We start from the raw sequence: 21,248 nt of genomic DNA on the forward strand, positions 1-21,248 counted from the left end.
TTTCTGAACATTGGTGAAGGTGCGGCGGTTGCTGCAATCAATTGCAGGATGGCCGGTCAACCCTTGAGGCTTGCGCCACTCACGGCACGAAAGCCGGTGTTTGTCGGCAGGCTGCTGCCTTCGCTCTTGCGTGAGCTGTCGCCCAAGATGGCAGCGGCCATACGTCCCCCCAAATTCCGAAGCGCGTGGGCGTTTCCGGTGCCGCTGCGGGTATCGGGTGCGGTTGACTTGTGGATGCGGGCGAAGGCGCTGCGCTTTTCGTTGAAGGCTTCGGCCTTGGCGTTGTCGCGTTGCTTGCCCATGGCGGTATCTATCGCAGCCTGCAAGCTGGCGTAGGTCACGGGGTCGTGCTTACTGGGCACCTTGGGTGTGTTGTGCGTTTGGGGAAGGGGTTTGCCCACACTCGCGGCTGTACTCTCGGGGATCGCAAATGGTTTTGCTACCGGGGTGGGGGCAATCTTCACGGGTGGGGGTGGCGTGCCAATATCGCGGGCAACGGACGCCCCCAGAATCTGCGCAAAATTAGGCGAATATGCCTTCTTTGCAGATTCTTGGATTTTCTCGCCCTTCAGGACAGGGCGAAGCGTGGTCAAGTCGATCATTTGATTTTCTCCCTTATCTGCTTTGAGAATACGAAACGGAATGCGGTTTGCACCGCGTTTAACCAAAGAAATGAATCGCACATCAGCGTTTTTCAATTCTTTTGCTGTAGCTTTGATTTTCATGACTTGGACTCCACGGGTACATTAAGATGGTTTAATTATAAGCCTTGGAGGGTGAATATTCAATTCGTGGGTGACTTGGGTTTTGCAATGATTGCAGGGTTATCCCATATCATTTATTGACTAACCCATTTAATTGGGTGGTGTAGGGTTAGTTATCGAAGTCGTCAAATATCGGCGGTTGCGATAGTTGAAACTGCATTGAGTCACGCTCCCATTCTGGTAATTCGCCATGAACGAAGGGGCCGGAATCAGGGGAGCCATGTACATCTTGCCAAAACTTGATGCGTGCGTCGGTTTGTAGCGCTGCCCATTTTCTGAACGCCAGGGCGTGACGCATAACCCTAAAAACGATGTCGTGTTCCTCACGCAGTTGATGATTACGAGGATCATCCTCCAACGCTTCCGAAAGACGGCGTAGCTCTTCGGTGGTGAAGTCAATTACCCATTGCAGCTTTATCAGCCCACGGACATCCGTAGCGTATTCAGCTTCAAGCTCTTCAGCAAAAGGGGCTGGAAACTGATATTGAAGCGACGGGGACACGCTATCCAGTCGTTTAACCAGTTCATCGGGGTTTCTGCTGAAAATCTTTTGAACGGTGTGATAGGAATCCCCAAGAATATCAGCAACGGTCTGTAATGGTCGCTCAATTCCATGATATGGCAATCGGAGCGTGTTTGTTCGATTTCGAGTCTGTCCAAGTGGACTAGCCCAGCGGATATTGTCTGGTGCATATTTTCCTTTTGGGTTAATCCGGTCAAGTGACCATTTCCCATCGTCTGGCATTGGGCCGTGAACACGGATGAAGTCCTCGAATTTGGCTATTGAGGGATGTAGCACTTTCTCGCGCTGTTGCGCGTTGTGCCAACTGTTGTACTCTCGCGCCAGCGGCGCACCGGAAGCCCGTAGCTGTCTCACGGTACGGGTCTCAACGAGGTTGACAGCCCTCAGATAACGGGGGCGGTGTTCAGGGGTGGTGTTCAGCAAATCACGTAGTCCTACGGACAGTTTTGAAATGGAAACTTGCATGAAATGCCTCTATGCTCAGTAAGTAGGAACGATTTGAAGGCAAGGAGCATTGTTGTTTTTCTGTACTGGTGTTCTGGTGTTCACCTATATGGTGCTTAGGACACGCCAAGTGAACACCGCTCTTGCTGGGTATTTAATCCAACGGGATAATAACCTTGTCGGTCTTGCTCCCGACTGCCTTTCTCAGGTAGGAACGCTTCCCCCCGGTCAGAAATGATCGGGGGGATTTTTTTGCCTATGTATTCTGATGTTCTAGTGCATATTTCTGGTTCATTTCAGCGTGGAACGCTTCAAGGTCTGGTAGTAAATCCCAATCGGGATCATCCCCGATGGTTTCGAGAAAATAGCGCTTATGCTTTGGTGGTGGATTGATTTCATTCCTGCCCCAATCCACTACCTGTAAGCCATCGGGCTTTAGCCATTCGTTCAATTCACGAATCAGGGTTTTAGGAAAGCGCTTGCCCGCCCTTGGGGCATGATTCGCCATGTCACTTCACCCCGAAAAACGGTGCAATAGTGCTGGTGAACCAGATTGGCCGGTGGTGCTCGGTTAAATCGGGCTTGGGAATTAGACCCGCTTCACGTCGTTTATATAACGTGGAATGACTGATGCCATACAAGTGCATCAGGTGCCCCGGTCGCAATCTTCCGGGCTTCAGTAAAGCCAATTTATCAATCGGAATGGGCTTTGCGTGTCCCTGTTTGCCCTTGGGCTTCTTGGTCTCGGCTGAAACGGGTTTGCATACGATATTGATAGGCATTGGGAGAATCTCCGGCGCGACAAATGAAAAAGCCGTGGTGTGGTGCGCCAAAAAGCCAGCACGGCTAGATTTGACGCAACACATTCACAGCTTGCCGGATGCCCAATGCACTATGGGTCTGTTGCTGTTCGCCCAATGGTGCAGGACGAATAAGATAATTTTGGCCTGCATTCAGGCCGGGGTCAATATGCTTGGCGGAGGTGTCTGTGCAGCTTCATTTCTGCAATCGGCGTTTGCAATTGACCGTGGGCATTAAATGCTGTATTTGAAACGGGCCGGTTATGCACTTTTCACCAGTTGGAGTACCTGCCCGGACTCTTGCGGCGAAAGCATCGGCAGAATTTTGGCGCTGCCGTCCGTGGTCAAGATTTGGTAGAAGGTCTGCATGGCGTCGTACTTCTCTTGCAAGTAGTCGTAGGCGTCATAGTGACCAGCTTGCACCCCACTGATACCGTGGCTTTGGAGTCTGCCCCGGATTTCCTTGGACACTCCCATGCTCTTAGGGGCTAGAACAGTCTCTACGGTGGAGCGGATGCGCTTCGGTGTGAAGCCCACTATGCCGACTGCCTGCGCTGCGGCCTTGCTCCATGCTCCATAGGTGCTACCTGCGGTGATGTGAGTTCTGCCGCCATCGGTCGATAGCGCGAACTCCCCTTGAGGTTTCAAGGCTTCCAGCGTCTCTACCGCTGCCGGGATTAGTGGCAGCGCATGAATACGGGCGGGCTTACCCGGCCTACCTTTGGGATCAAAGATGGTGACCATGGGCGGTGTGCTGGTGAGGTCAATATCTTTGGTCTTGAGGCGGAATACTTGTTCCGGGCGGTTGCCAGCGGTCAGCAAGACGAAGCGCAAAACCGCTGCGCGGTGTCCGGGCGCGTCCTTGATCTGCTTCCAGTAGTTGCGCAGTTCTTGGAGGGTGAGGGGGTTTTTATCAGCCTTGTTTGCTGATTCGTCCGGGCTTGTCTCTGCCGCTGGGTTGTGCGTGATCCCGTAGGCTTTGAAGTGGACGGGAATCGAGGGCTTGGACTTTGCGGCCTTGGCTGTCTGATACGCGGCTCGGGTGTAGCTGCGCAGCTTGTTGGCGGTGCGGCCTTTGCCTGCCTCATGTAGGCGGCGCATCATGTCGGCCACCTGTTCCTCGGTGATGGACTTGGCTGGTGCTACTGCCAGTTGCGGCCATGCATCTATGACGTGCAGATTGAAGATGCTGCGGGCGTCCTTGTGGCTTGTTCTGCCAAGGCTTTGCAGGTGGTCACAGTAGGCGAGTATCAGCGCCTTCAGCGTGTACTTGGCTGCGGCTTCCGTGGCATCGGCTGCGGCTTTTACCGCAAGGGCTGCGGCCTCTTGCTGGGCTTTGGCTTCGGCCTTCGCTTGCTTCTGCTGTTCCAAGATTTCACCCATGCCGCCCCCTGCGGCCTTTGCTGTGGTGTGCTGTACGGCCATCGCCTCAGCGGCTTTGATGGCTGCGGCTATCGAGTAGCCCGCAACGGTGGGGGTGTGCTTGTTGACGTGCCCCGGTGTCGCGTCATAGGGGCCGATGGACAGGCGCTTGCTTGTGGTGCCTTGGCTGTACCGCCAGAAAAAGAGGATGCCTTTCTTACCGTTGCGGGCCTGTAGCGCCCCCGCTGGCGCGACCTTGCACACGGTGATGGTGTCCCCGTCGGCCATCGCCTTGAGGGCTGCTGAAGGGCTGGTAACTGGCTTGGTAGGTGTGGGCATGATCTGGCCTCTTTAAGAATTTGCCAGAATTTTGCCAGAAAAATGCAGGATGGGTACAAATGACTAACGGACTCTAGTAGGATATATTTTCTTTATTTATCAGCTACTTAGTCTTGCAATCGAGTGCATGACTATCCAGTTTTTGCCAGAATTTAACCAGTAGTGTAGGACTTTTAATCCGTTTGTCGTGGGTTCGACCCCCGCACGTCCCACCAGATAAGCCCCATGGGCATTGAAAAGCCTGCTACCCAATCAGTAGCAGGCTTTTTTTATGTCTGGGCTGGTGACAGTTTGATGACCACTGTGCTGCTGATGCGCCACGCCATCCTGCGCGTCTACGCCTGGAAGCCAATCACCTGCCGCCCAAGCCTTGTGATGCTTAGTACGTCTGCCGCAGCCCTTGAAGTTGCTGCCACGGCGGAAATTTTTGCCTCTATGTAGCCACGGGACCATAGCCACTGAACCAGCGCGAGTTGGAAGGGATGGGTTACGCGCACGGCGTTTCTGCTGCGTTCCAGCGCAAGGGCGAGTTGTCTGAGATATGCGATGGGCATGGCCAATCCTTTGATTTCGCAGATTTCACAGTTGCTCCATTACACGCCGTTCCTGTCGGTACCGGGTTACCAGGTGTCGCAAGTTGTCAGCTTGTCGACCCGCCGTAAGGGCGGACGACTGATCGGTTATGCCCTGGCAAGTTTTTTTACATTTTGGCAACGCCCTTTCGGTGGCCGGGGGCAGTCCGACGGACTGGCATCGAAATTTGCGGGGGGCGGCGTCGGCATTGGGGTTGCTGGTTTTGGGGGACTGTCGACCCTGACGCGACACAACGGCGGCCGGGATGCGTCTGCGGCCGATGCGGGCCCACCGCCGCAAGATTTCTAAATAACCAGATGGTCTTATTACTTTATTTTTCGATATTTTGATTAGTTATGCTTTTTGATTACAGTTCGGGCCTCATTCAACTTCTTGCGCTGCGGCGGCCTTTGGGGCTTCGCGGCGCAATTTCATTTTCATGATCGACTTACGGGGCATCACCCAGATTTATCCTGGCCCACAAGGCCCGGTCGAGGCCCTGCGCGGCATCGACCTGCACATCACGCCGGGCGAAGTGTTTGGCATCATCGGGCGCAGCGGCGCGGGCAAGAGTTCGCTGGTGCGGGTGATCAACCTGCTCAACCGGCCCACCAAGGGCGAGGTGATCGTTGCGGGGCGCGATCTCACGCTGCTCAATGACGCCCAGCTGCGTGCCGCGCGCCGCGATATTGGCATGGTGTTTCAGCACTTCAATCTGCTGTCCTCGCGCACGGTGTTCGACAACGCCGCGCTGCCATTGGAGCTGGCCGGCATGGACAAGGCCGCCATTCGCGAGCGTGTGAACCCGCTGCTGGAGCTGGTGGGCCTGTCGGCGCTGGCCGACCGTTACCCGTCGCAGATTTCGGGCGGACAAAAGCAGCGTGTGGGCATTGCGCGCGCGCTGGCCAGCCGGCCCAAGGTGCTGCTGAGCGACGAGGCCACGTCGGCACTCGACCCTGAAACCACGCGATCCATCCTGGCACTGCTGCGACAGGTGAACAAGGAGCTGGGCCTGACGGTGGTGCTGATCACGCACCAGATGCAGGTCATCAAGCAGGTGGCCGACCGGGTGGCCGTGATCGACGCGGGCCGCATCGTCGAGCAGGGCGCGGTGATCGATGTGTTCACGCGCCCGCAACAGGCCATCACCAAGAGCCTGATTGATGAGATCGTGCCGCAGGAGCTGCCCGCCAGCGTGCTGGACCATGTGCGCCATCTGTCGCGCCAGTTGCAGGGTGGCGGCGTGGGCCAGCTGCTGCGCCTGTCGTACTCGGGCGAGCGGGCTTATCAGCCCATCTTGTCGCGCCTGATTCGCGAGCATGGGCTGGACCTGTCCATCCTGCACGGCCAGATCGACGAGATCCAGGACCAGACCTTTGGCTCGCTGGCCGTGTATGCCAGCGGCGAGGGCGCCCGGCTGCAAACCGCCATTGCGCAGTTGCGCGGTGAAGGCGTAGTGGTGGAAGAAGTGACAACGGAAGGCTGAGCGATGTTCGAGAATTTTTCAGAAATGATGCTGGAGCTGTTTGCCACCTCGCTGTGGGAAACCATCGTGATGGTGGGCATCTCGGGCGTGGTGGGTGGCCTGATCGGGATTCCGCTGGGTGTGTTTTTGCGCCTGACCGACCGGGGCGGCGTGCTGGAAAACAGCCCGCTCAACAAGACCGTGGGTTGGCTCGTGAACGCCGTGCGCTCCACGCCGTTCATCATCTTGCTGGTGGCCATCATTCCGTTCACGCGGTTGATTACGGGCTCGTCCATCGGCACGGCCGCTGCCGTGGTGCCGCTCACGCTGGCCGCTGCGCCCTTCATTGCGCGGCTGGTGGAAACCGCGCTGCGCGAAGTGGACAACGGCCTGGTCGAGGCCGCCCAGGCGATGGGGGCCACTACCAGCCAGATTGTCTGGAAGGTGCTGCTGCCCGAGGCGCTGCCCGGCATCGTGGCGGGCCTGACCATCAGCTTCGTCAGCCTCACCGGCTACTCGGCCATGGCTGGCGCCATTGGGGGCGGCGGCCTGGGCGACCTGGGCATTCGCTATGGCTACCAGCGATTTTTGCCCGACATCATGCTGGCCGTGGTGGTGGTGCTGATCTTCTTTGTGCAGGCCATCCAGAGCCTGGGCGACTGGGCCGTGCGGCGCTTGAGTCACCGCTGATTGCTAGCTAATTGATAGCTACTGGCGCTTTCTGCATAAGCGCTAGAGGCTGTTTTTGCTTGAAACGTGCCTGGTCGGGTCGACAGGCCCGTTTCTATTGGGGGGTGATGGCCTGTGCATGGGTGGGCCCGTGTGCGTGCCGTATGCTTGCGGCCATGCCTTTTTTTCGCACTTTGTTGCTGGCCGGCGCCATCCTTTTTGCGGCCTCCGCCCATGCCGGAAAGATCACCATTGCGGCCGCTGCCGATCTGAAGTTCGCCATGGACGAGATCGTCTCCACCTTTCAGCGCTCGAACAGCGCCGACCGGGTGGACGTCATTTATGGCTCGTCGGGCAAGTTTCACGCGCAGATCCAGCGGGGCGCGCCCTACGACCTGTACTTTTCTGCCGACATCGCTTTTCCGCGTGCGCTGGCCAAGGCCGGGTTTGCTGCTTCTGAGGTCAGGCCTTACGCTGTGGGCCGCATCGTGCTGTGGAGTGCCGCCATGGACGCCCGCCAGATGACGCTGGCCAGCCTGACCGATGCAAGAGTAGCCCGCGTCGCCATCGCCAACCCCCGGCACGCGCCCTATGGCAAGCGCGCCGAGGAAGCCCTGCGCGCCTCCGGTCTGTGGGACACGGTCGAGCCCAAGCTGGTCTATGGCGAGAACATTGCCCACGCTGCGCAGTTTGTGCAGTCGGGCAACGCGCAGGTCGGCGTCATCGCGCTGGCCCTGGCGGTCAGCCCCGAATTGGCCAGCAAGGGCGGTTACTGGCTGATCCCGGACCACCTGCATGCGCCGCTGGAGCAGGGGTTCATCATCACCCGGCGGGCTCAAGGCAACGCACTCGCCCAACGGTTTGCCGATTACATGGGCAGCCAGGCCGCCCGTGCCGTGATGACCCGTTATGGCTTTGTCCTGCCCGGCGAAGCCGCAGGCAAGTAGGGCGCTGGCGTGCGTGCGTGTATGGGTGGGGGCAGCGGCAGCGGCAGCGGCAACGACAACGGCCAGGAGTGCGTTGCGGTTTGGTTATGGGAGCAAACGCCATGTTGACGGACGGCGACCTGCAAGCCATCTGGCTGACTGTGCGCCTGGCAGGCCTGGTAACCCTGATCCTGCTGCTGGTGGGAACGCCGATTGCCTGGTGGCTGGCGCGCACCCCGTCACGCTGGAAGGGGCCCATTGGTGCGGTGGTGGCCTTGCCCCTGGTGTTGCCGCCTTCGGTGCTGGGCTTTTATCTGTTGCTGGCGATGGGGCCCAGTGGCCCGGTGGGGCAGCTCACCCAGGCGCTGAACATGGCGCCGCTGCCTTTCACTTTTGGCGGTCTGGTCATTGCGTCGGTGTTCTATTCGTTGCCCTTCATGGTGCAGCCGCTGCAAACGGCTTTCGAGGCGGTGGGCGACCGGCCAATGGAAGTGGCGGCCACGTTGCGCGCCTCGCCGCTGGATGCTTTTTTTACGGTGGCGGTGCCGCTGGCCGCGCCGGGTTTTGTGACGGCCTCCATTTTGACCTTCGCCCACACCGTGGGCGAGTTCGGTGTGGTGCTGATGATTGGCGGCAACCTGCCCGGCATCACCCGCGTGGCCTCGGTGCAAATTTACGACCATGTGGAGGCGCTCGAATATTTGCAGGCACACCGGCTTTCGGCGGTGATGCTGGGTTTCTCTTTTGTGGTGCTGTTGGCCCTGTATGCCTGGCGCCCGCAGCCCCGGAAAGGCGGCTGACATGGGCAGCATCGAAGCACGTTTTCGGCTCGACTGGCCCAACTTTTCCCTCGATGTGGATCTGAACCTGCCCGTGCGTGGCGTGACCGCGCTGTTTGGGCATTCCGGCTCGGGCAAGACAACGCTGCTGCGCTGCATCGCCGGCCTGGAGTGTGCACCGCAAGGGCGCCTGGTGGTGGGTGATGAAGTGTGGCAAGACACCGGCCGCTGGGTGCCAACGCACCAGCGCCCCATTGGCTATGTGTTCCAGGAGGCCAGCCTGTTTGCGCATCTTTCGGTGATGGGCAACCTGCGCTATGGCCTGCGGCGCACCACGGGTGCACAGCAGGCGGGCCTTGATCAGGCGATCGCGCTGCTGGGAATTGGCCATCTGCTGGACCGCAAACCGGGCACCTTGTCGGGTGGCGAGCGCCAGCGGGTCGGCATTGCGCGGGCACTGGCCGTGAACCCGCGCCTGCTGCTGATGGACGAGCCGCTGGCCGCGCTCGACCTGCAGCGCAAACAGGAAATCCTGCCCTACCTGGAGCGCCTGCGCAGCGAGCTGGACATTCCTGTGCTGTATGTCAGCCACTCTCCCAATGAAGTGGCGCGTCTGGCCGATACCCTGGTGGTGATGGACAACGGCCGGGTGGTGGCCAGCGGGCCCCTGGCGCAAACGCTGGCCCGCATCGATCTGCCCATCACGCTGGGGGAAGACGCGGGTGCCGTGCTCGATGGCACGGTGGGCGAGGTGGACCACGGCTGGCACCTCGCGCGGGTGGATTTTTCGGGCGGCAGCCTGTGGGTGCGCGACCAGGGCTTGCCTGTTGGCCGCCGCGTGCGGGTGCGGGTGCTGGCGCGGGACGTGAGCCTGGCCGAAGAGCCCGGAACCAGCAGCATCCAGAACGTGCTGCGCGGCTGCGTCGATGCCGTGGCAGATGATGGGCACCCGGGCCTTGCGCTCGTGCGCGTGCGCGTAGGCGACGCCATGCTGCTGGCCCGCCTCACCAAGCGGTCGGCCGCATTGCTGGGGGTGGTGCCGGGGCGCACGCTGTGGGTGCAGATGAAATCGGTCGCTTTGATGGAATGATGCGGGCGCAATAGGGCACACCAGCTCCCGCCCGCTGCGGCCAGCCACGATACTGTGCGCTTCACGGATGGACCCAACCGACGGAGACAACACGCCATGACCCTGCCATTGCACCCCCTGGATCAGCAACTTTTCACCCGCGCACAGGCGCTGCTGGATGACGAGTGGATCGCCCGCGACGCCGACCTGGCCCCGGTGTTGCCCACCGTGCTGGCGCGCAACGTGGGGCAGGATTGGCACAAGGCGGGCACCTTTCGCCACCACCTGGTAGGCGTGGCGCGCTCGCTCACGCTGTGGCAGCAGCCGCGGGATGTGCGCCTGCTGGGGCTGCTGCACAGCGTATATGGCAACGCCTTTGTGGACCTGGTCAAGTTTGACCCGGCCAGCGAGCGTGCCCGCCTGCGCGAGCTGGTGGGCGAATCGGCCGAGCATCTGGTGTATCTGTTTTGCACCCAGTCGCGCACGCAGTTTGTGCAGCGCGTGCTGGGCGGCGGGCTGGAGGCCGATGGCAGCCTGGTGCTTGACAAGGACGGCCAGCGCCATCTGCTCACGCCCTACGAGGTGGCGGCCTTCATCATCGTCAGCATGGCCGACACCATCGAGCAGTGGTTCAGCTGGCAGGACGACATTTACTCGCGCTTTCCCAACGTGCAGCACCGCCCGCAGGCCGTGCACTGGGCCGCATCGCTGTGGCCAGGGCCCATGCGGCCCACGGGGCGCATGTTGCACCAGATTGCCGGGCTGGGGCAGGCGCTGCAGCACCCGGGCCTGCAAGGGCTGCTGCCCGTGCCCCCGGTGTTTGCCCATTGCACCAAACACCTGTCGGTGGCGGCCGAGGCAGCGGCCACATCGCTTTATTGGTCGGTGATTCAGCAAGACCAGCCGCTGGTAGAGCTGGACGTGGCCACCGCCGTGCTGGAGCAGGCCGTGCGCCACAACCCCTGGGTGGGCGAGCCGCAGATGGTGCTGGCGCAGCTGTATCTGGCGGCCGGCCGGCGCGACGACGCCAAGCATGCCGCCCAGAGTGCGCTGCAGTGCTTCAGCGCCTGGGGCAACGCATGGGACAAGCGGGTGCAGTGGGACGCCTGGGTGGCCTGGACGCGCATTCTGCTGCAGTCCGCCACCGAGGGCGGCTGGCCCGAGCGGCTGGACAAGCTCAACAACGTGGCCTTGCGCGGGTAATTGGCGGTTCTTTATTCGGTATCGCGCTAAGGAAATAGGAAAACGGTTGTTTGTGTTTTATAGGGCTAACCCTAAGATGCGAGGTATCTCCATACGAAAGGTGTCTCCGTGAACAAGCGCTCCCTGCTGCAATCTGCCCTCACCCTGGCCCTGGCCGCCGGTTTTGCCCCCGGCGCGCTGGCGCAAGACAAGCCCCTGAAGATTGGTGTGACGGCTGGCCCGCACGCCCAGATTTTTGAGCAGGTCAAAAAAGTGGCCGAAAAAGACGGCCTGAAGATCCAGGTGATCGAGTTCAGCGACTACGTTCAGCCCAATGCGGCCCTGTCGGCGGGCGATCTGGATGCCAACGCCTACCAGCACAAGCCCTACCTTGATGCCCAGGTGAAAGACCGGGGCTACAAGATCGTGTCGGTGGGCTACACCGTCAACTTCCCCATGGGCCTGTATTCCAATAAGGTCAAGAGCCTGAACGAGCTCAAGCAAGGTGCCCGCTTTGGCCTGCCCAACGACCCCACCAATGGCGGCCGTGCATTGCTGCTGCTGCAAGACAATGGCCTGATCAAGCTGAAAGACGGCGCCGGCCTCAAGGCCACGCCGCTGGATGTGGTGAGCAACCCCAAGAAGCTCAAGTTTGTGGAACTGGATGCAGCCCAGCTGCCGCGCTCGCTGGACGATCTGGACGCATCGGCCGTCAACACCAACTTTGCCCTGTCGGCCGGCCTGAACCCCAAGAAGGACGCCATCGCCCTTGAAAGCACCAAAAGCCCCTATGTCAACCTGATCGCCGTGCGTGAGGCAGACAAAAACCAGCCCTGGGTGGCCAAGCTGCTCAAGGCCTACCAGTCCGAAGAAATCCGCAAGTTCATCGAGGTGGAGTTCAAGGGCTCGGTGCTGCCAGGCTTTTGATATATGCTATTGAAATAATAGCTGTTAGCGCTTTACCCATAAGGGCTAAGGCCTGTTTTTATTCATAAAACAAAAAACCCGGCTCAATGCCGGGTTTTTTGCTTTGCACGGGACAGGGCGCGCCAACCGCGCCCTGTGCTTCAGGCAGCTTGCGTTGCCTGAGGCTGGTTGGCAGCGGCCTGGCTGCGAATGGCCTGGGCAGCATCTGCCATGGCCTGGGCTTTGGCTGCGTCGCCCATGGCCACGCCTTCAGCGCGCACAAAGCGCACATCGGTCACGCCAAAGAAGCCCAGCACGGTCTGCAGGTAGCTTTCCTGGTGTTCCATGGCACGGCCGCCTTCGCTGGTCGAATACACGCCGCCACGGGTGGAGGCAATGATCACGGTCTTGCCCTTGGCCAGGCCTTCGGGGCCGTTGGCGGTGTACTGGAAGGTGCGACCGGGCTGGGCGATGCGGTCAATCCAGGCCTTCAGCTGGGTGGGAATGCTGAAGTTGTAGAACGGGGCGCCAATCACCACCACGTCGGCCGCCAAAAACTGGCTGACCAGTCGCTCGGACACGGCGTTCTCGCGCTTTTGCACTTCGCTCAGGCCGTCGGTCTGACCGGTGCGGGGTGCCATCGCGTCCATGGTGAAGTGGGCTGGGGCATCGGCCACCAGGTCGAGATAGCTCACCTGCGTGCCAGGGTGGTTGGCCTGATAGGTGGCCACGATTTGCGCGGTGAGCTGGCGCGAAACGGAATGGGCACCGGTGATGGCGGAATCAATGTGAAGCAGTTGCATGAGGATCTCCGGAAGTTTGTAAGAGAGCCACCACATGTGGCCATGGGTTCAATTGTCGATAGATATCGTTTTGTTGATAAGCCAGCAAAATTGCGATAGATTGTTCCATCCATAGAACAATGACTGCCATGCAAGACCTGAACGACATGGTGTATTTCGCTGAGGTGGTGGAGCGCGGCGGCTTTGCTGCGGCCGGGCGCGCCCTGGGCGTTCCCAAATCGCGCCTGTCACGGCGTGTTTCCGAGCTGGAGGCGCAGCTGGGCGTGCGGTTGTTGCAGCGCACCACGCGCAAGCTTGCGCTCACCGAGGTGGGCGAAGCCTACCTGCGCCACTGCCAGGCCATGCGCGAATCGGCCCAGGCCGCTGCCGACACCGTGGCCCAGGTGCAGACGGCGCCGCGCGGCACCATCCGCGTGAGCTGCCCCGTGACCCTGGCGCAGACGGTGCTGGCGGAGCTGATGCCGCAGTTTCTGGCCAGTTTCCCCGAGGTGCGGGTCGAGATGCAGGTGAGCAACCGCGCGGTGAACCTGGTGGAGGAGGGCATTGATGTGGCGCTGCGCGTGCGGCCATCGGTGGATGACAGCGGCAGCATGGTGGTCAAGCGGCTGGACCACGCCACCCAGATTCTGGTGGCCAGCCCCGAGCAACTGATGCGCCAGGGCACCCCAAAGACGCTGGAAGACCTGGCCCGCATGGACAGCATTGCCATGTCGGCGCCCGATGGCCGTTCTACCTGGAACCTCATTGGCCCTGGCGGTGCGCACCAGACAGTGCAGCACCAGCCGCGCTACGTGGCCGATGACCTGCTCACCCTCAAGATCGCCGCCATGGCGGGCACCGGCATCTGCTGGATGCCCGACTACATGTGCCAGGACGAAATGCGCGCGCGCAAGCTGGTGCGTGTGCTGCCCGACTGGGCGCCTGCGCCTTCCATCGTGCATGCGGTCTTCCCGTCGCGCCGAGGCTTGTCACCCGCCGTGCGGAGTTTTCTGGATTACCTGGGCGAGGCCATGCCTGGCCGCAGCAGCCAGGCAACCCGGCAGGCGATGCAAGGCACGGACGGTTCGGGCATTTGATCGGCTGCGTGGGCATCGACCTGCCTGCGCCGACTACAGGCGATGGCCCCGCGCAGGGGATGGATCACCCCGCGTACCCGCGCATCCAAATTTCAGTGGGCAAGGCGGCGCACAGCAGGCGAGGGCATGGACGTGCTGTGGTTGCGAGGGGCAGAGCGGGTGGCTGTGCTTCCCAGGCCCGCACCGCCGCTCACCTGGAACACCGCCACCAGCTCGGCCAGGCGCTGGGCCTGTTCGCGCAGGTTCTCGGCGGCGGTGGTGCTTTCGCCCACCAGTGCGCCGTTTTGCTGTGTCATCTGGTCCAGCTGCGTGACGGCCACGTTGACTTGCGAGATGCCGTCGCTTTGCTCTGCGGCAGCGGTGCTGATTTCGCCAATCATGCCGTTCACGCGCTGCACGCCTTGGACGATCTCATTCATGGTCATGCCTGCGTTGGCCACCAGCTGCGTGCCCGAGTCCACCTTGTCCACACTGGTCTGGATCAGTGACTTGATCTCTTTGGCCGCTTCCGCGCTGCGCTGTGCCAGGCTGCGCACTTCGGTTGCCACCACCGCAAAGCCGCGCCCCTGCTCGCCTGCGCGGGCCGCCTCGACTGCCGCGTTCAGCGCCAGGATATTGGTCTGAAACGCAATGCCGTCAATTACGCCGATGATGTCGGCAATCTTCTGGCTGCTGTGGTGGATGTCCTGCATGGTGCTCACCACCTGCTGCATCACCTCGCCACCCTTGGTGGCGGTGCTGGCCGCGGTGGTGGCCAGCTGGTTGGCCTGACGGGCCGAGTCGGCACTTTGGCGCACGGTGGCGGTCAGCTCTTCCATGCTGGCGGCGGTTTGCTCCAGGCTGCTGGCGGCCTGCTCGGTGCGGTGGCCCAGGTTCTGGTTGCCACTGCTGATGTCATCGCTGGTGGCGCGCAGTTGGCCAATGTTGTCGCGCACGGCGGACACCAGTTCATGAAACCGCTGCTGCATGTCGCGCACGGCCACCATCACGCTGCCGGTGTCGCCCGCCTTGACGTGCACGGGCACCGTCAGGTCGCCCTGCTGTATGGCCTGCACCACGGCGCGCACTTCGCTGGGCTCTGCGCCCAACTCGCGGCCAATGCTGCGCGACACAATGACCGTGGCGGCCACGCTGATCAGCATTGCCAGCAAGGTGATGGCGAGCATCACGCCCGTGAACTGGCTGGCGTCCTGGTTGGCTGTCGCGCTGTTCTTGATGATGCGGGCTTCTTCGTAGTCGATGAGCTTGTTGGCCGCTGCCAGCCACTGCTCGTATTGCGGCTTGGCTTCGGCCCAGAGCAGGGCTTCTGCGCCTGTGCGATCACCGGACTGCACCAGTGCCACCACCTTGGCGGTGGTGGCCACGGTGCGTGCTTCGATGTCTTTGAGCGCTTGCACCATGGGCCCTACTTCCGGGGGCACCTGGGTGGCGGTCTGGAGCACTGCGTCCAGTTGCGTGGCCGACTTGGCATAGAAATCTGCCAGCCGCGCGATAGATTCGACTTCTTTCTTGCGAGCGTCTTCGCTGGGCGCCAGCACCACATCGCGCACCGCAATGGAGCGGTCGTGTGCTGAGCCCCGGAAATTGATGGCCGCACGCTGAATGACTGCGTTCTGGGTGGCGTTGGCCGTGAGCGCGCCGTCGATGCCCCGCGCAATCAGCATGCTGTAGATCGACATGCCCAGCAAAGCCACGATGACCAGGCCGAAGCCCGCCATCAGGCGCTGGCTGATTTTCCATGTGTGCATTGAAATGTGCCTCGTAAAGATGTGTTGTAACGGAGATGCCAATCCAGGTCCTACGGCGCTGACGTGAGCGGTCTGTCGCCAGGACTTTTTTGCATTTGGTTACCATTGTACTAGTTGGTACCTTGTCAAGCCGTTTGGTATAAATTATTTACTTGATAGTTTTTGTCTTGTGAAGCTTGGGCCCAGTGAAGCTTCTTTCAGATCATTTGGCGATTAAGTAACAAGAATTCAGTCGTTTGGGTTTTAAAGCGAGGCTCGCAGAATGCCCACTCTGTGACCAACACTTCCATCGTCATCGTTGCGGGCTGGCGCGACTCCGGCCCCGGCCACTGGCAAAGCCTGTGGGCCGAGCGCCTGCCCAACGCCCGCCGCGTGGTGCAGGACGACTGGATTTCGCCCACGTGGCTGGCCTGGGTTGGGCAACTCGAAAAAACCGTGCTGCCCGCGCCGAACCCCGTGGTCATCGTGGCGCACAGCCTGGGCTGCATTGCCACCACCCACATGGGCTGCGAAGCGGCGGCCCGCGTGTGTGGTGCGTTGCTGGTGGCCCCGGCCGACCCGGAGCGCCGCGCGATCCTGAGCGACTTTGCACCCGTGCCTTACGCCGCGCTGCCTTACCGCAGCATCGTGGTGGCCAGCAGCAACGACCCCTTCTGTCCCATCCGCCTGGCAGGCGCCTATGCGCGAGCCTGGGGCAGCGAGTTCGTGCACATGCAGAACGCCGGGCACATCAACATCGACTCGGGTCACGGCGAGTGGCCACTGGGCTGGGCGCTGCTGCAGTCGCTGCAAGGCGATGCGGCCCGTGGTGTGGCGCATTCCTCCGTCACCGTGCAGGTGTCTGCCGCAGCGGCACAGCAGGCCGTCGGGCTGGAGTGCTCATAAAATAATAGCTGCTAGCGCTTGCTGCATAAGCGCTAGATGGCATTTTGGCTTGATATTTTGATGGGCTCGGCGCATTGCCAGTCGCAAGCAGGGCTGCGGGTTGAAATTTCTATATACCCAATTTCGATTAATTAACAAGAATATATTCTTTTGAGTTTTAAGCAGGGCTCAGCACAATGCCCCATCAACCGTTTTTGATCAGGCGCGCAACCATGACTTCTTTGAAACTCAAGACCCTCCTGGCCACGTTGGCCCTGGCCGCGAGCGGCGCATCCATGGCGCAGCAGAGCTTGCTGAACGTGTCGTACGACGTGGCACGCGAGTTCTACAAGGACTACAACGCCGCCTTTGCCGCGCACTACAAAAAGACCACCGGCCAGGACGTCAAGATCGACCAGTCGCACGCCGGCTCCAGCGCCCAGGCGCGCGCTGTGAACGATGGCCTGGCCGCCGACGTGGTGACCATGAACACCACCACCGACGTGCAGTTTCTGGCCGACAGCGGCGTGGTCGCGAAAGACTGGGCCAAGAAGTTTCCGCACGACGCATCGCCCACCACATCGACCATGCTGTTTTTGGTGCGCAACGGCAACCCCAAGGGCATCAAGGACTGGGACGACCTCATCAAGCCCGGTGTGCAGGTGATCGTGGTCAACCCCAAGACCGGCGGCAATGGCCGCTACGCGTATCTGGCCGCCTGGGGCGCCGTGCGCGAAAAGGGTGGCACCGAGGCGCAGGCCGCCGAATTTGTGGCCAAGCTCTACAAGAATGTGCCCGTGCTGGCCAAGGGCGGGCGCGATGCCACGGCCACCTTTTTGCAGCGCAACATTGGCGACGTGCTGATCACGTTTGAATCCGAAGTGGTGTCGATCGACCGCGAATTCGGCGTGGGCAAGGTCGATTCCGTGTACCCGTCGGTCAGCGTGGTGGCCGAGAACCCCGTGGCCGTGGTGGAGCGCACGGTTGCCAAGAAGGGCACGGCGCAGCTTGCCAAGGCTTACCTCGACTACCTGTATTCCGATGAAGCGCAGGAAATCGCGGCCAAGCACGCAATTCGCCCCCGCTCGGAAGCCGTGCTCAAAAAGCACGCTGCCACGTTCAAACCACTCAAGCAGTTCACGGTGGCCAAGTACTTTGGTTCGTTGACCGAAGCGCAGAAGGTGCACTTCAATGACGGCGGCCAGTTCGACAAAATTTACAGCACCAAATAAGCCATGACCGCTGCGACCTCTGCGGCCGCGCAGTCGGCGTTGCTGACTTCTGCGCAGGCTGGTCGGCGTGCGCCCAAGCGGGTGCTGCCCGGCTTTGGCCTGACGCTGGGCTACACGCTGTTTTATCTGAGCATCATCGTGCTGATCCCCCTGTCGGCACTGATCTTCAAGACCTTCACGCTCACCTGGGACCAGTTCTGGGCGGCTATCAGCTCACCGCGCGTGGTGGCGTCGTACCAGTTGACTTTTGGTGCCTCGTTCTTCGCGGCGATGGTCAACCTGGTGTTCGGCCTGCTGATCGCCTGGGTGCTGGTGCGCTACAAGTTTCCGGGCAAAAAGCTGGTGGATGCGCTGGTGGATCTGCCGTTTGCACTGCCCACCGCAGTGGCCGGCATCTCGCTGACGGCGCTGCTGGCGGGCAATGGATGGATCGGCCAGATCCTGGAGCCCATGGGCATCCAGCTGGCGTTCAAGCCCGCGGGCATCGTGATCGCGCTGATCTTTATCGGCCTGCCATTTGTGGTGCGCACGGTGCAGCCGGTGCTGGAAGACGCTGAAAAAGAACTCGAAGAAGCCGCCACCTGCCTGGGCGCCACGCGTTTTCAGACCTTCACCAAGGTCATCCTGCCCTCCATCACTCCCGCGTTGCTCACCGGCTTTGCCATGGCATTTGCGCGGGCGGTGGGCGAATACGGCTCGGTCATCTTCATTGCAGGCAACGTCCCCATGGTGTCTGAAATCACGCCGCTCATCATCATCGGCAAGCTGGAGCAGTACGACTACGCCGGCGCCACCGCCGTGGCGGTGGTGATGCTGGTGATCTCGTTCATCCTGCTGCTCATCATCAATGCACTGCAAGCCTGGCAGCGACGCCACGCGGGGGCTCCGGCATGAGTGGAAACAATACTCGCACGGTGCGCCGTGCCCGCGCCGGCACCACAGAGGCGCCCTGGGTGCGTTTCATGCTGATCGCGCTGGCGCTGGGCTTCATGCTGCTGTTCCTGGTGCTGCCGCTGGCCGCCGTGTTTGCCGAGGCGCTGCGCAAGGGTTTCGGCGCGTATCTGGAAGGCCTGCGCGAGCCCGATGCCTGGTCGGCCATCCAGCTCACGCTGATTACCGCCTTGATTGCGGTGCCACTGAACCTGGTGTTTGGTGTGGCGGCTGCGTGGTGCATTGCCAAGTACGAGTTCAAGGGCAAGGCGTTTTTGACAACGCTGGTGGACTTGCCGTTCTCGGTGTCTCCTGTCGTAGCTGGCCTGGTCTACGTGCTGATGTTTGGCGCGCAGGGCTGGTTTGGCCCGTGGCTGCAAGAGCACGACATCAAGATCATCTTTGCCGTGCCGGGCATTGTGCTGGCCACCGTGTTCGTGACCTTTCCGTTCATCGCGCGCGAGCTGATCCCGCTGATGCAGGCGCAGGGCAACGACGAGGAACAGGCCGCCATCGTGCTGGGCGCCACCGGCTGGCAGACGTTTTGGTATGTCACCCTGCCCAACATCAAGTGGGGCCTGCTGTATGGCGTGATTTTGTGCAACGCACGGGCGATGGGCGAATTTGGTGCGGTGTCGGTGGTGTCGGGCCACATCCGTGGTCAGACCAACACCATCCCGCTGCATGTGGAAATCCTCTACAACGAGTACCAGTCGGTGGCTGCGTTTGCCGCAGCCTCACTGCTGGCCTTGCTGGCCCTGGTCACCCTGGTCATCAAGACGATCGCCGAACACCGCAACGAGCAGGCTTTGAAAGCCGCTGCCGAGTTGCCACCCGAGCGCCCTGCGCCCGCCGCTGCAACCGCTGCGCGCTGAAGGAACAAGAACATCATGAGCATTGAAATCCGTAACGTCAGCAAGCAGTTTGGCGACTTCCATGCGCTGCGCGACGTCAGCCTCGACATCGCATCGGGTGAACTCATCGCGCTCCTCGGCCCCTCGGGCTGCGGCAAGACCACGCTTTTGCGCATCATCGCGGGGCTGGAGACGGCCGACGTGGGCAGCATCCATTTCAGCGGCGAAGACACCACCGACGTGCATGTGCGCGAGCGCAACGTGGGCTTTGTGTTCCAGCACTACGCGCTGTTCCGCCACATGACCGTGTTCGAGAACGTAGCCTTTGGTCTGCGCGTGAAACCCCGCAGCGAGCGCCCGAGCGATGCGCAGATCAAGAAAAAGGTGATGGACCTGCTCAAGCTGGTGCAGCTCGATTGGCTGGCCGAGCGCTACCCGTCACAGCTTTCGGGCGGCCAGCGCCAGCGCATTGCCCTGGCCCGCGCCCTGGCGGTGGAGCCCAAGGTGCTGCTGCTCGACGAGCCTTTTGGCGCGCTCGATGCCAAGGTGCGCAAGGAGTTGCGCCGCTGGCTGCGCCGCCTGCACGACGAGCTGCATGTCACTTCCATCTTCGTGACGCACGACCAGGAAGAAGCACTGGAAGTGGCCGACCGCGTGGTGGTGATCAACCAGGGGCGTATCGAGCAAAGCGGCTCGCCCCAGCAGGTGTGGGACCAGCCCGCCAGCCCGTTTGTGTATGGTTTCCTGGGCGATGTGAACCTGTTCCATGGCCGTGCGCACGAAGGGCTGGTGCATATGGACGGCATCGAGCTCGATTCGCCCGAGCACAGCCAGGCACAGAACGCCAAGGCCTTTGCCTATGTGCGCCCGCACGATCTGGATGTGGAGCGCTACGCACCCGGCGCCGGGCTGGACGCCGAGGGCCGCCCCCGCGGCATCGTCGCGCAGCTGAGCCGCGCCATTGTGGTGGGCCCGATTGCTCGGCTGGAACTTATTCCCTCCGATGACCACAAACCAGCGGACAATGCGTCCCCAGACCACTTGATCGAAGCGCAGATCCCTGCGCAGCAGTTCAAGGAAATGGGTTTCAAAGAGGGTGAAACGCTGGTGGTGACACCGCGCCGCGCCCGGGTTTTTCTGGACCACGCCGCTGGAATCTGATTCCCCCTGAGCCGCTGCGCGTCTTCCCCCTGAGGGGGACGCACCCGGTAGACTGGCGGAGCCAGATCCACCGATGCACTGTTGGCAGCAGCTATTGAATGAGGGAGAAGGAATGAATTGGTTGACCGCGAACCCGCGCCGCGTGCTGGCACTGATCAGCGCAGCGTGCGTAGGGATGCTGGCATTTGGCATGTACCTGCAGCACGTGGTGGGGCTTGAGCCGTGCCCGATGTGCATCGTGCAGCGCTATGCGTTGATCGCCGTGGCTGTGTTCACCGGCCTGGCCGCTGCCCGCAACTCGCGCGGCTGGTGGATGTCGCTGGCAAGCGTCGCTGTCGTCGCTGCCGGCTTCGGCGCCTTCGTGGCGGCGCGCCAAAGCTGGCTGCAGTGGTACCCGCCCGAAGTGGCCACCTGTGGGCGCGACTTTTACGGAATGATCGAAAACTACCCCATCAGCCGTTCCATCCCCATGATCTTCCGTGGCTCGGGCGACTGCACGGCGATCGACTGGACGTTCCTGGGCGGCTCGATTGCCAACTGGTCGTTCATCTGCTTCGCGGGCTTTGGGCTGATGTTGCTCGTGCTGCTGGTGCGGGCTTTGAAGGTTGGCGGTCGCGGAGGCTCGGGATACTCGATGGTTTGATGCCCTTGGCTCGCCATGGATCTTGCGAAAGGCGCTCTTCTGAGTGCCTTTTGTTTTTTGGGTGCATCGGAGCCGAAGGCTTCTCGCGCTGGCCGGGTGAAGAACGGCCGCTGTCTGGTAACTCTGACCGATGGCA

22 protein-coding genes are annotated in these 21,248 nt (G+C 61.3%); 16 read left to right on the top strand and 6 right to left on the bottom strand.

The features are described from left to right. Positions 1-56: 56 nt before the first annotated feature. The 4 genes from B7Y64_RS12540 to B7Y64_RS12555 all read right to left on the bottom strand — a co-directional run bounded on the left by B7Y64_RS12540 (position 57) and on the right by B7Y64_RS12555 (position 4,232). Positions 57-725 carry a hypothetical protein gene (locus B7Y64_RS12540; RefSeq protein WP_291329044.1) on the bottom strand — a complete coding sequence of 223 codons (669 nt, stop codon included), beginning with the start codon at positions 723-725 and terminating at the stop codon, positions 57-59. 148 nt (positions 726-873) lie between these two features. Continuing rightward, a complete protein-coding gene (locus B7Y64_RS12545) occupies positions 874-1,752 on the bottom strand; it encodes a hypothetical protein (protein WP_291326442.1) in 879 nt (292 codons plus the stop codon). Positions 1,753-1,987: 235 nt separating this feature from the next. Further along, positions 1,988-2,239, bottom strand: a complete 252-nt coding sequence (locus tag B7Y64_RS12550; RefSeq protein WP_291326440.1) for a hypothetical protein — start codon at positions 2,237-2,239, stop codon at positions 1,988-1,990. 553 nt (positions 2,240-2,792) lie between these two features. Then, positions 2,793-4,232, bottom strand: coding sequence for an integrase (locus B7Y64_RS12555; protein WP_291326438.1), 1,440 nt, complete (start codon positions 4,230-4,232; stop codon positions 2,793-2,795). A gap of 225 nt (positions 4,233-4,457) precedes the next feature. On the opposite strand from B7Y64_RS12555, the gene B7Y64_RS12560 reads away from it, so the two are divergent. The 9 genes from B7Y64_RS12560 to B7Y64_RS12600 all read left to right on the top strand — a co-directional run bounded on the left by B7Y64_RS12560 (position 4,458) and on the right by B7Y64_RS12600 (position 11,822). After that, on the top strand, positions 4,458-4,673 hold the full coding sequence (locus tag B7Y64_RS12560; protein ID WP_291326436.1) for a hypothetical protein: 216 nt from the start codon (positions 4,458-4,460) through the stop codon (positions 4,671-4,673). A gap of 111 nt (positions 4,674-4,784) precedes the next feature. Beyond that, positions 4,785-5,114: a hypothetical protein gene (locus tag B7Y64_RS12565; protein WP_291326434.1), complete on the top strand. Its 330-nt coding sequence runs from the start codon at positions 4,785-4,787 to the stop codon at positions 5,112-5,114. A gap of 130 nt (positions 5,115-5,244) precedes the next feature. Beyond that, the gene (locus B7Y64_RS12570; protein ID WP_291326432.1) at positions 5,245-6,291 is read left to right on the top strand and encodes a methionine ABC transporter ATP-binding protein; all 1,047 of its coding nucleotides are present in this window, start codon (positions 5,245-5,247) and stop codon (positions 6,289-6,291) included. A gap of 3 nt (positions 6,292-6,294) precedes the next feature. Next, on the top strand, positions 6,295-6,960 hold the full coding sequence (locus tag B7Y64_RS12575) for a methionine ABC transporter permease (RefSeq protein WP_291329046.1): 666 nt from the start codon (positions 6,295-6,297) through the stop codon (positions 6,958-6,960). A gap of 155 nt (positions 6,961-7,115) precedes the next feature. Continuing rightward, a complete protein-coding gene (modA, locus tag B7Y64_RS12580; protein ID WP_291329048.1) occupies positions 7,116-7,886 on the top strand; it encodes a molybdate ABC transporter substrate-binding protein in 771 nt (256 codons plus the stop codon). Between the two features lie 101 nt (positions 7,887-7,987). Beyond that, complete coding sequence (gene modB / locus B7Y64_RS12585) at positions 7,988-8,665, top strand: molybdate ABC transporter permease subunit (protein ID WP_024814916.1); 678 nt, start codon at positions 7,988-7,990, stop codon at positions 8,663-8,665. A 1-nt stretch (position 8,666) separates the two neighbouring features. Further along, on the top strand, positions 8,667-9,734 hold the full coding sequence (modC, locus tag B7Y64_RS12590; protein ID WP_291329051.1) for a molybdenum ABC transporter ATP-binding protein: 1,068 nt from the start codon (positions 8,667-8,669) through the stop codon (positions 9,732-9,734). Between the two features lie 96 nt (positions 9,735-9,830). Next, the gene (locus tag B7Y64_RS12595; RefSeq protein ID WP_291329053.1) at positions 9,831-10,916 is read left to right on the top strand and encodes a DUF6817 domain-containing protein; all 1,086 of its coding nucleotides are present in this window, start codon (positions 9,831-9,833) and stop codon (positions 10,914-10,916) included. Between the two features lie 108 nt (positions 10,917-11,024). Then, positions 11,025-11,822 carry a MetQ/NlpA family ABC transporter substrate-binding protein gene (locus B7Y64_RS12600; protein WP_291327281.1) on the top strand — a complete coding sequence of 266 codons (798 nt, stop codon included), beginning with the start codon at positions 11,025-11,027 and terminating at the stop codon, positions 11,820-11,822. A 140-nt stretch (positions 11,823-11,962) separates the two neighbouring features. Here the strand turns inward: B7Y64_RS12600 and B7Y64_RS12605 are convergent, their stop codons facing one another. Further along, positions 11,963-12,604 carry an FMN-dependent NADH-azoreductase gene (locus B7Y64_RS12605; RefSeq protein ID WP_291327279.1) on the bottom strand — a complete coding sequence of 214 codons (642 nt, stop codon included), beginning with the start codon at positions 12,602-12,604 and terminating at the stop codon, positions 11,963-11,965. A gap of 128 nt (positions 12,605-12,732) precedes the next feature. Here B7Y64_RS12605 and B7Y64_RS12610 point away from each other — a divergent pair, with 128 nt between their 5' ends. Then, complete coding sequence (locus tag B7Y64_RS12610; protein ID WP_291327287.1) at positions 12,733-13,680, top strand: LysR family transcriptional regulator; 948 nt, start codon at positions 12,733-12,735, stop codon at positions 13,678-13,680. 92 nt (positions 13,681-13,772) lie between these two features. On the opposite strand, the gene B7Y64_RS12615 is transcribed toward B7Y64_RS12610, so the two are convergent. After that, positions 13,773-15,428: a methyl-accepting chemotaxis protein gene (locus B7Y64_RS12615; protein WP_291327277.1), complete on the bottom strand. Its 1,656-nt coding sequence runs from the start codon at positions 15,426-15,428 to the stop codon at positions 13,773-13,775. Positions 15,429-15,701: 273 nt separating this feature from the next. Between B7Y64_RS12615 and B7Y64_RS12620 the strand changes: the two genes are divergently transcribed. From B7Y64_RS12620 to B7Y64_RS12645, 6 genes are all read left to right on the top strand, one after another. Further along, entirely contained in the window at positions 15,702-16,313 is a 612-nt protein-coding gene (locus B7Y64_RS12620) for an alpha/beta hydrolase (protein ID WP_291327275.1), read from the top strand. Between the two features lie 212 nt (positions 16,314-16,525). Beyond that, the gene (locus B7Y64_RS12625) at positions 16,526-17,524 is read left to right on the top strand and encodes a sulfate ABC transporter substrate-binding protein (RefSeq protein WP_111864194.1); all 999 of its coding nucleotides are present in this window, start codon (positions 16,526-16,528) and stop codon (positions 17,522-17,524) included. Between the two features lie 3 nt (positions 17,525-17,527). Then, positions 17,528-18,418 (top strand): sulfate ABC transporter permease subunit CysT, encoded by an 891-nt coding sequence (gene cysT / locus B7Y64_RS12630; protein WP_291329055.1) that lies wholly within the window; start codon positions 17,528-17,530, stop codon positions 18,416-18,418. Next, complete coding sequence (cysW, locus tag B7Y64_RS12635; protein ID WP_291329057.1) at positions 18,415-19,329, top strand: sulfate ABC transporter permease subunit CysW; 915 nt, start codon at positions 18,415-18,417, stop codon at positions 19,327-19,329. The genes cysT and cysW overlap by 4 nt, the downstream gene beginning before the upstream one ends. 15 nt (positions 19,330-19,344) lie before the next feature. Beyond that, on the top strand, positions 19,345-20,469 hold the full coding sequence (locus B7Y64_RS12640) for a sulfate ABC transporter ATP-binding protein (RefSeq protein WP_291326797.1): 1,125 nt from the start codon (positions 19,345-19,347) through the stop codon (positions 20,467-20,469). A 112-nt stretch (positions 20,470-20,581) separates the two neighbouring features. Continuing rightward, the gene (locus B7Y64_RS12645) at positions 20,582-21,112 is read left to right on the top strand and encodes a disulfide bond formation protein B (protein ID WP_291326795.1); all 531 of its coding nucleotides are present in this window, start codon (positions 20,582-20,584) and stop codon (positions 21,110-21,112) included. Positions 21,113-21,248: the final 136 nt, after the last annotated feature.

This window comes from Acidovorax sp. 35-64-16 (assembly GCF_002281195.1).
GTDB lineage: Bacteria > Pseudomonadota > Gammaproteobacteria > Burkholderiales > Burkholderiaceae_C > Acidovorax > Acidovorax defluvii.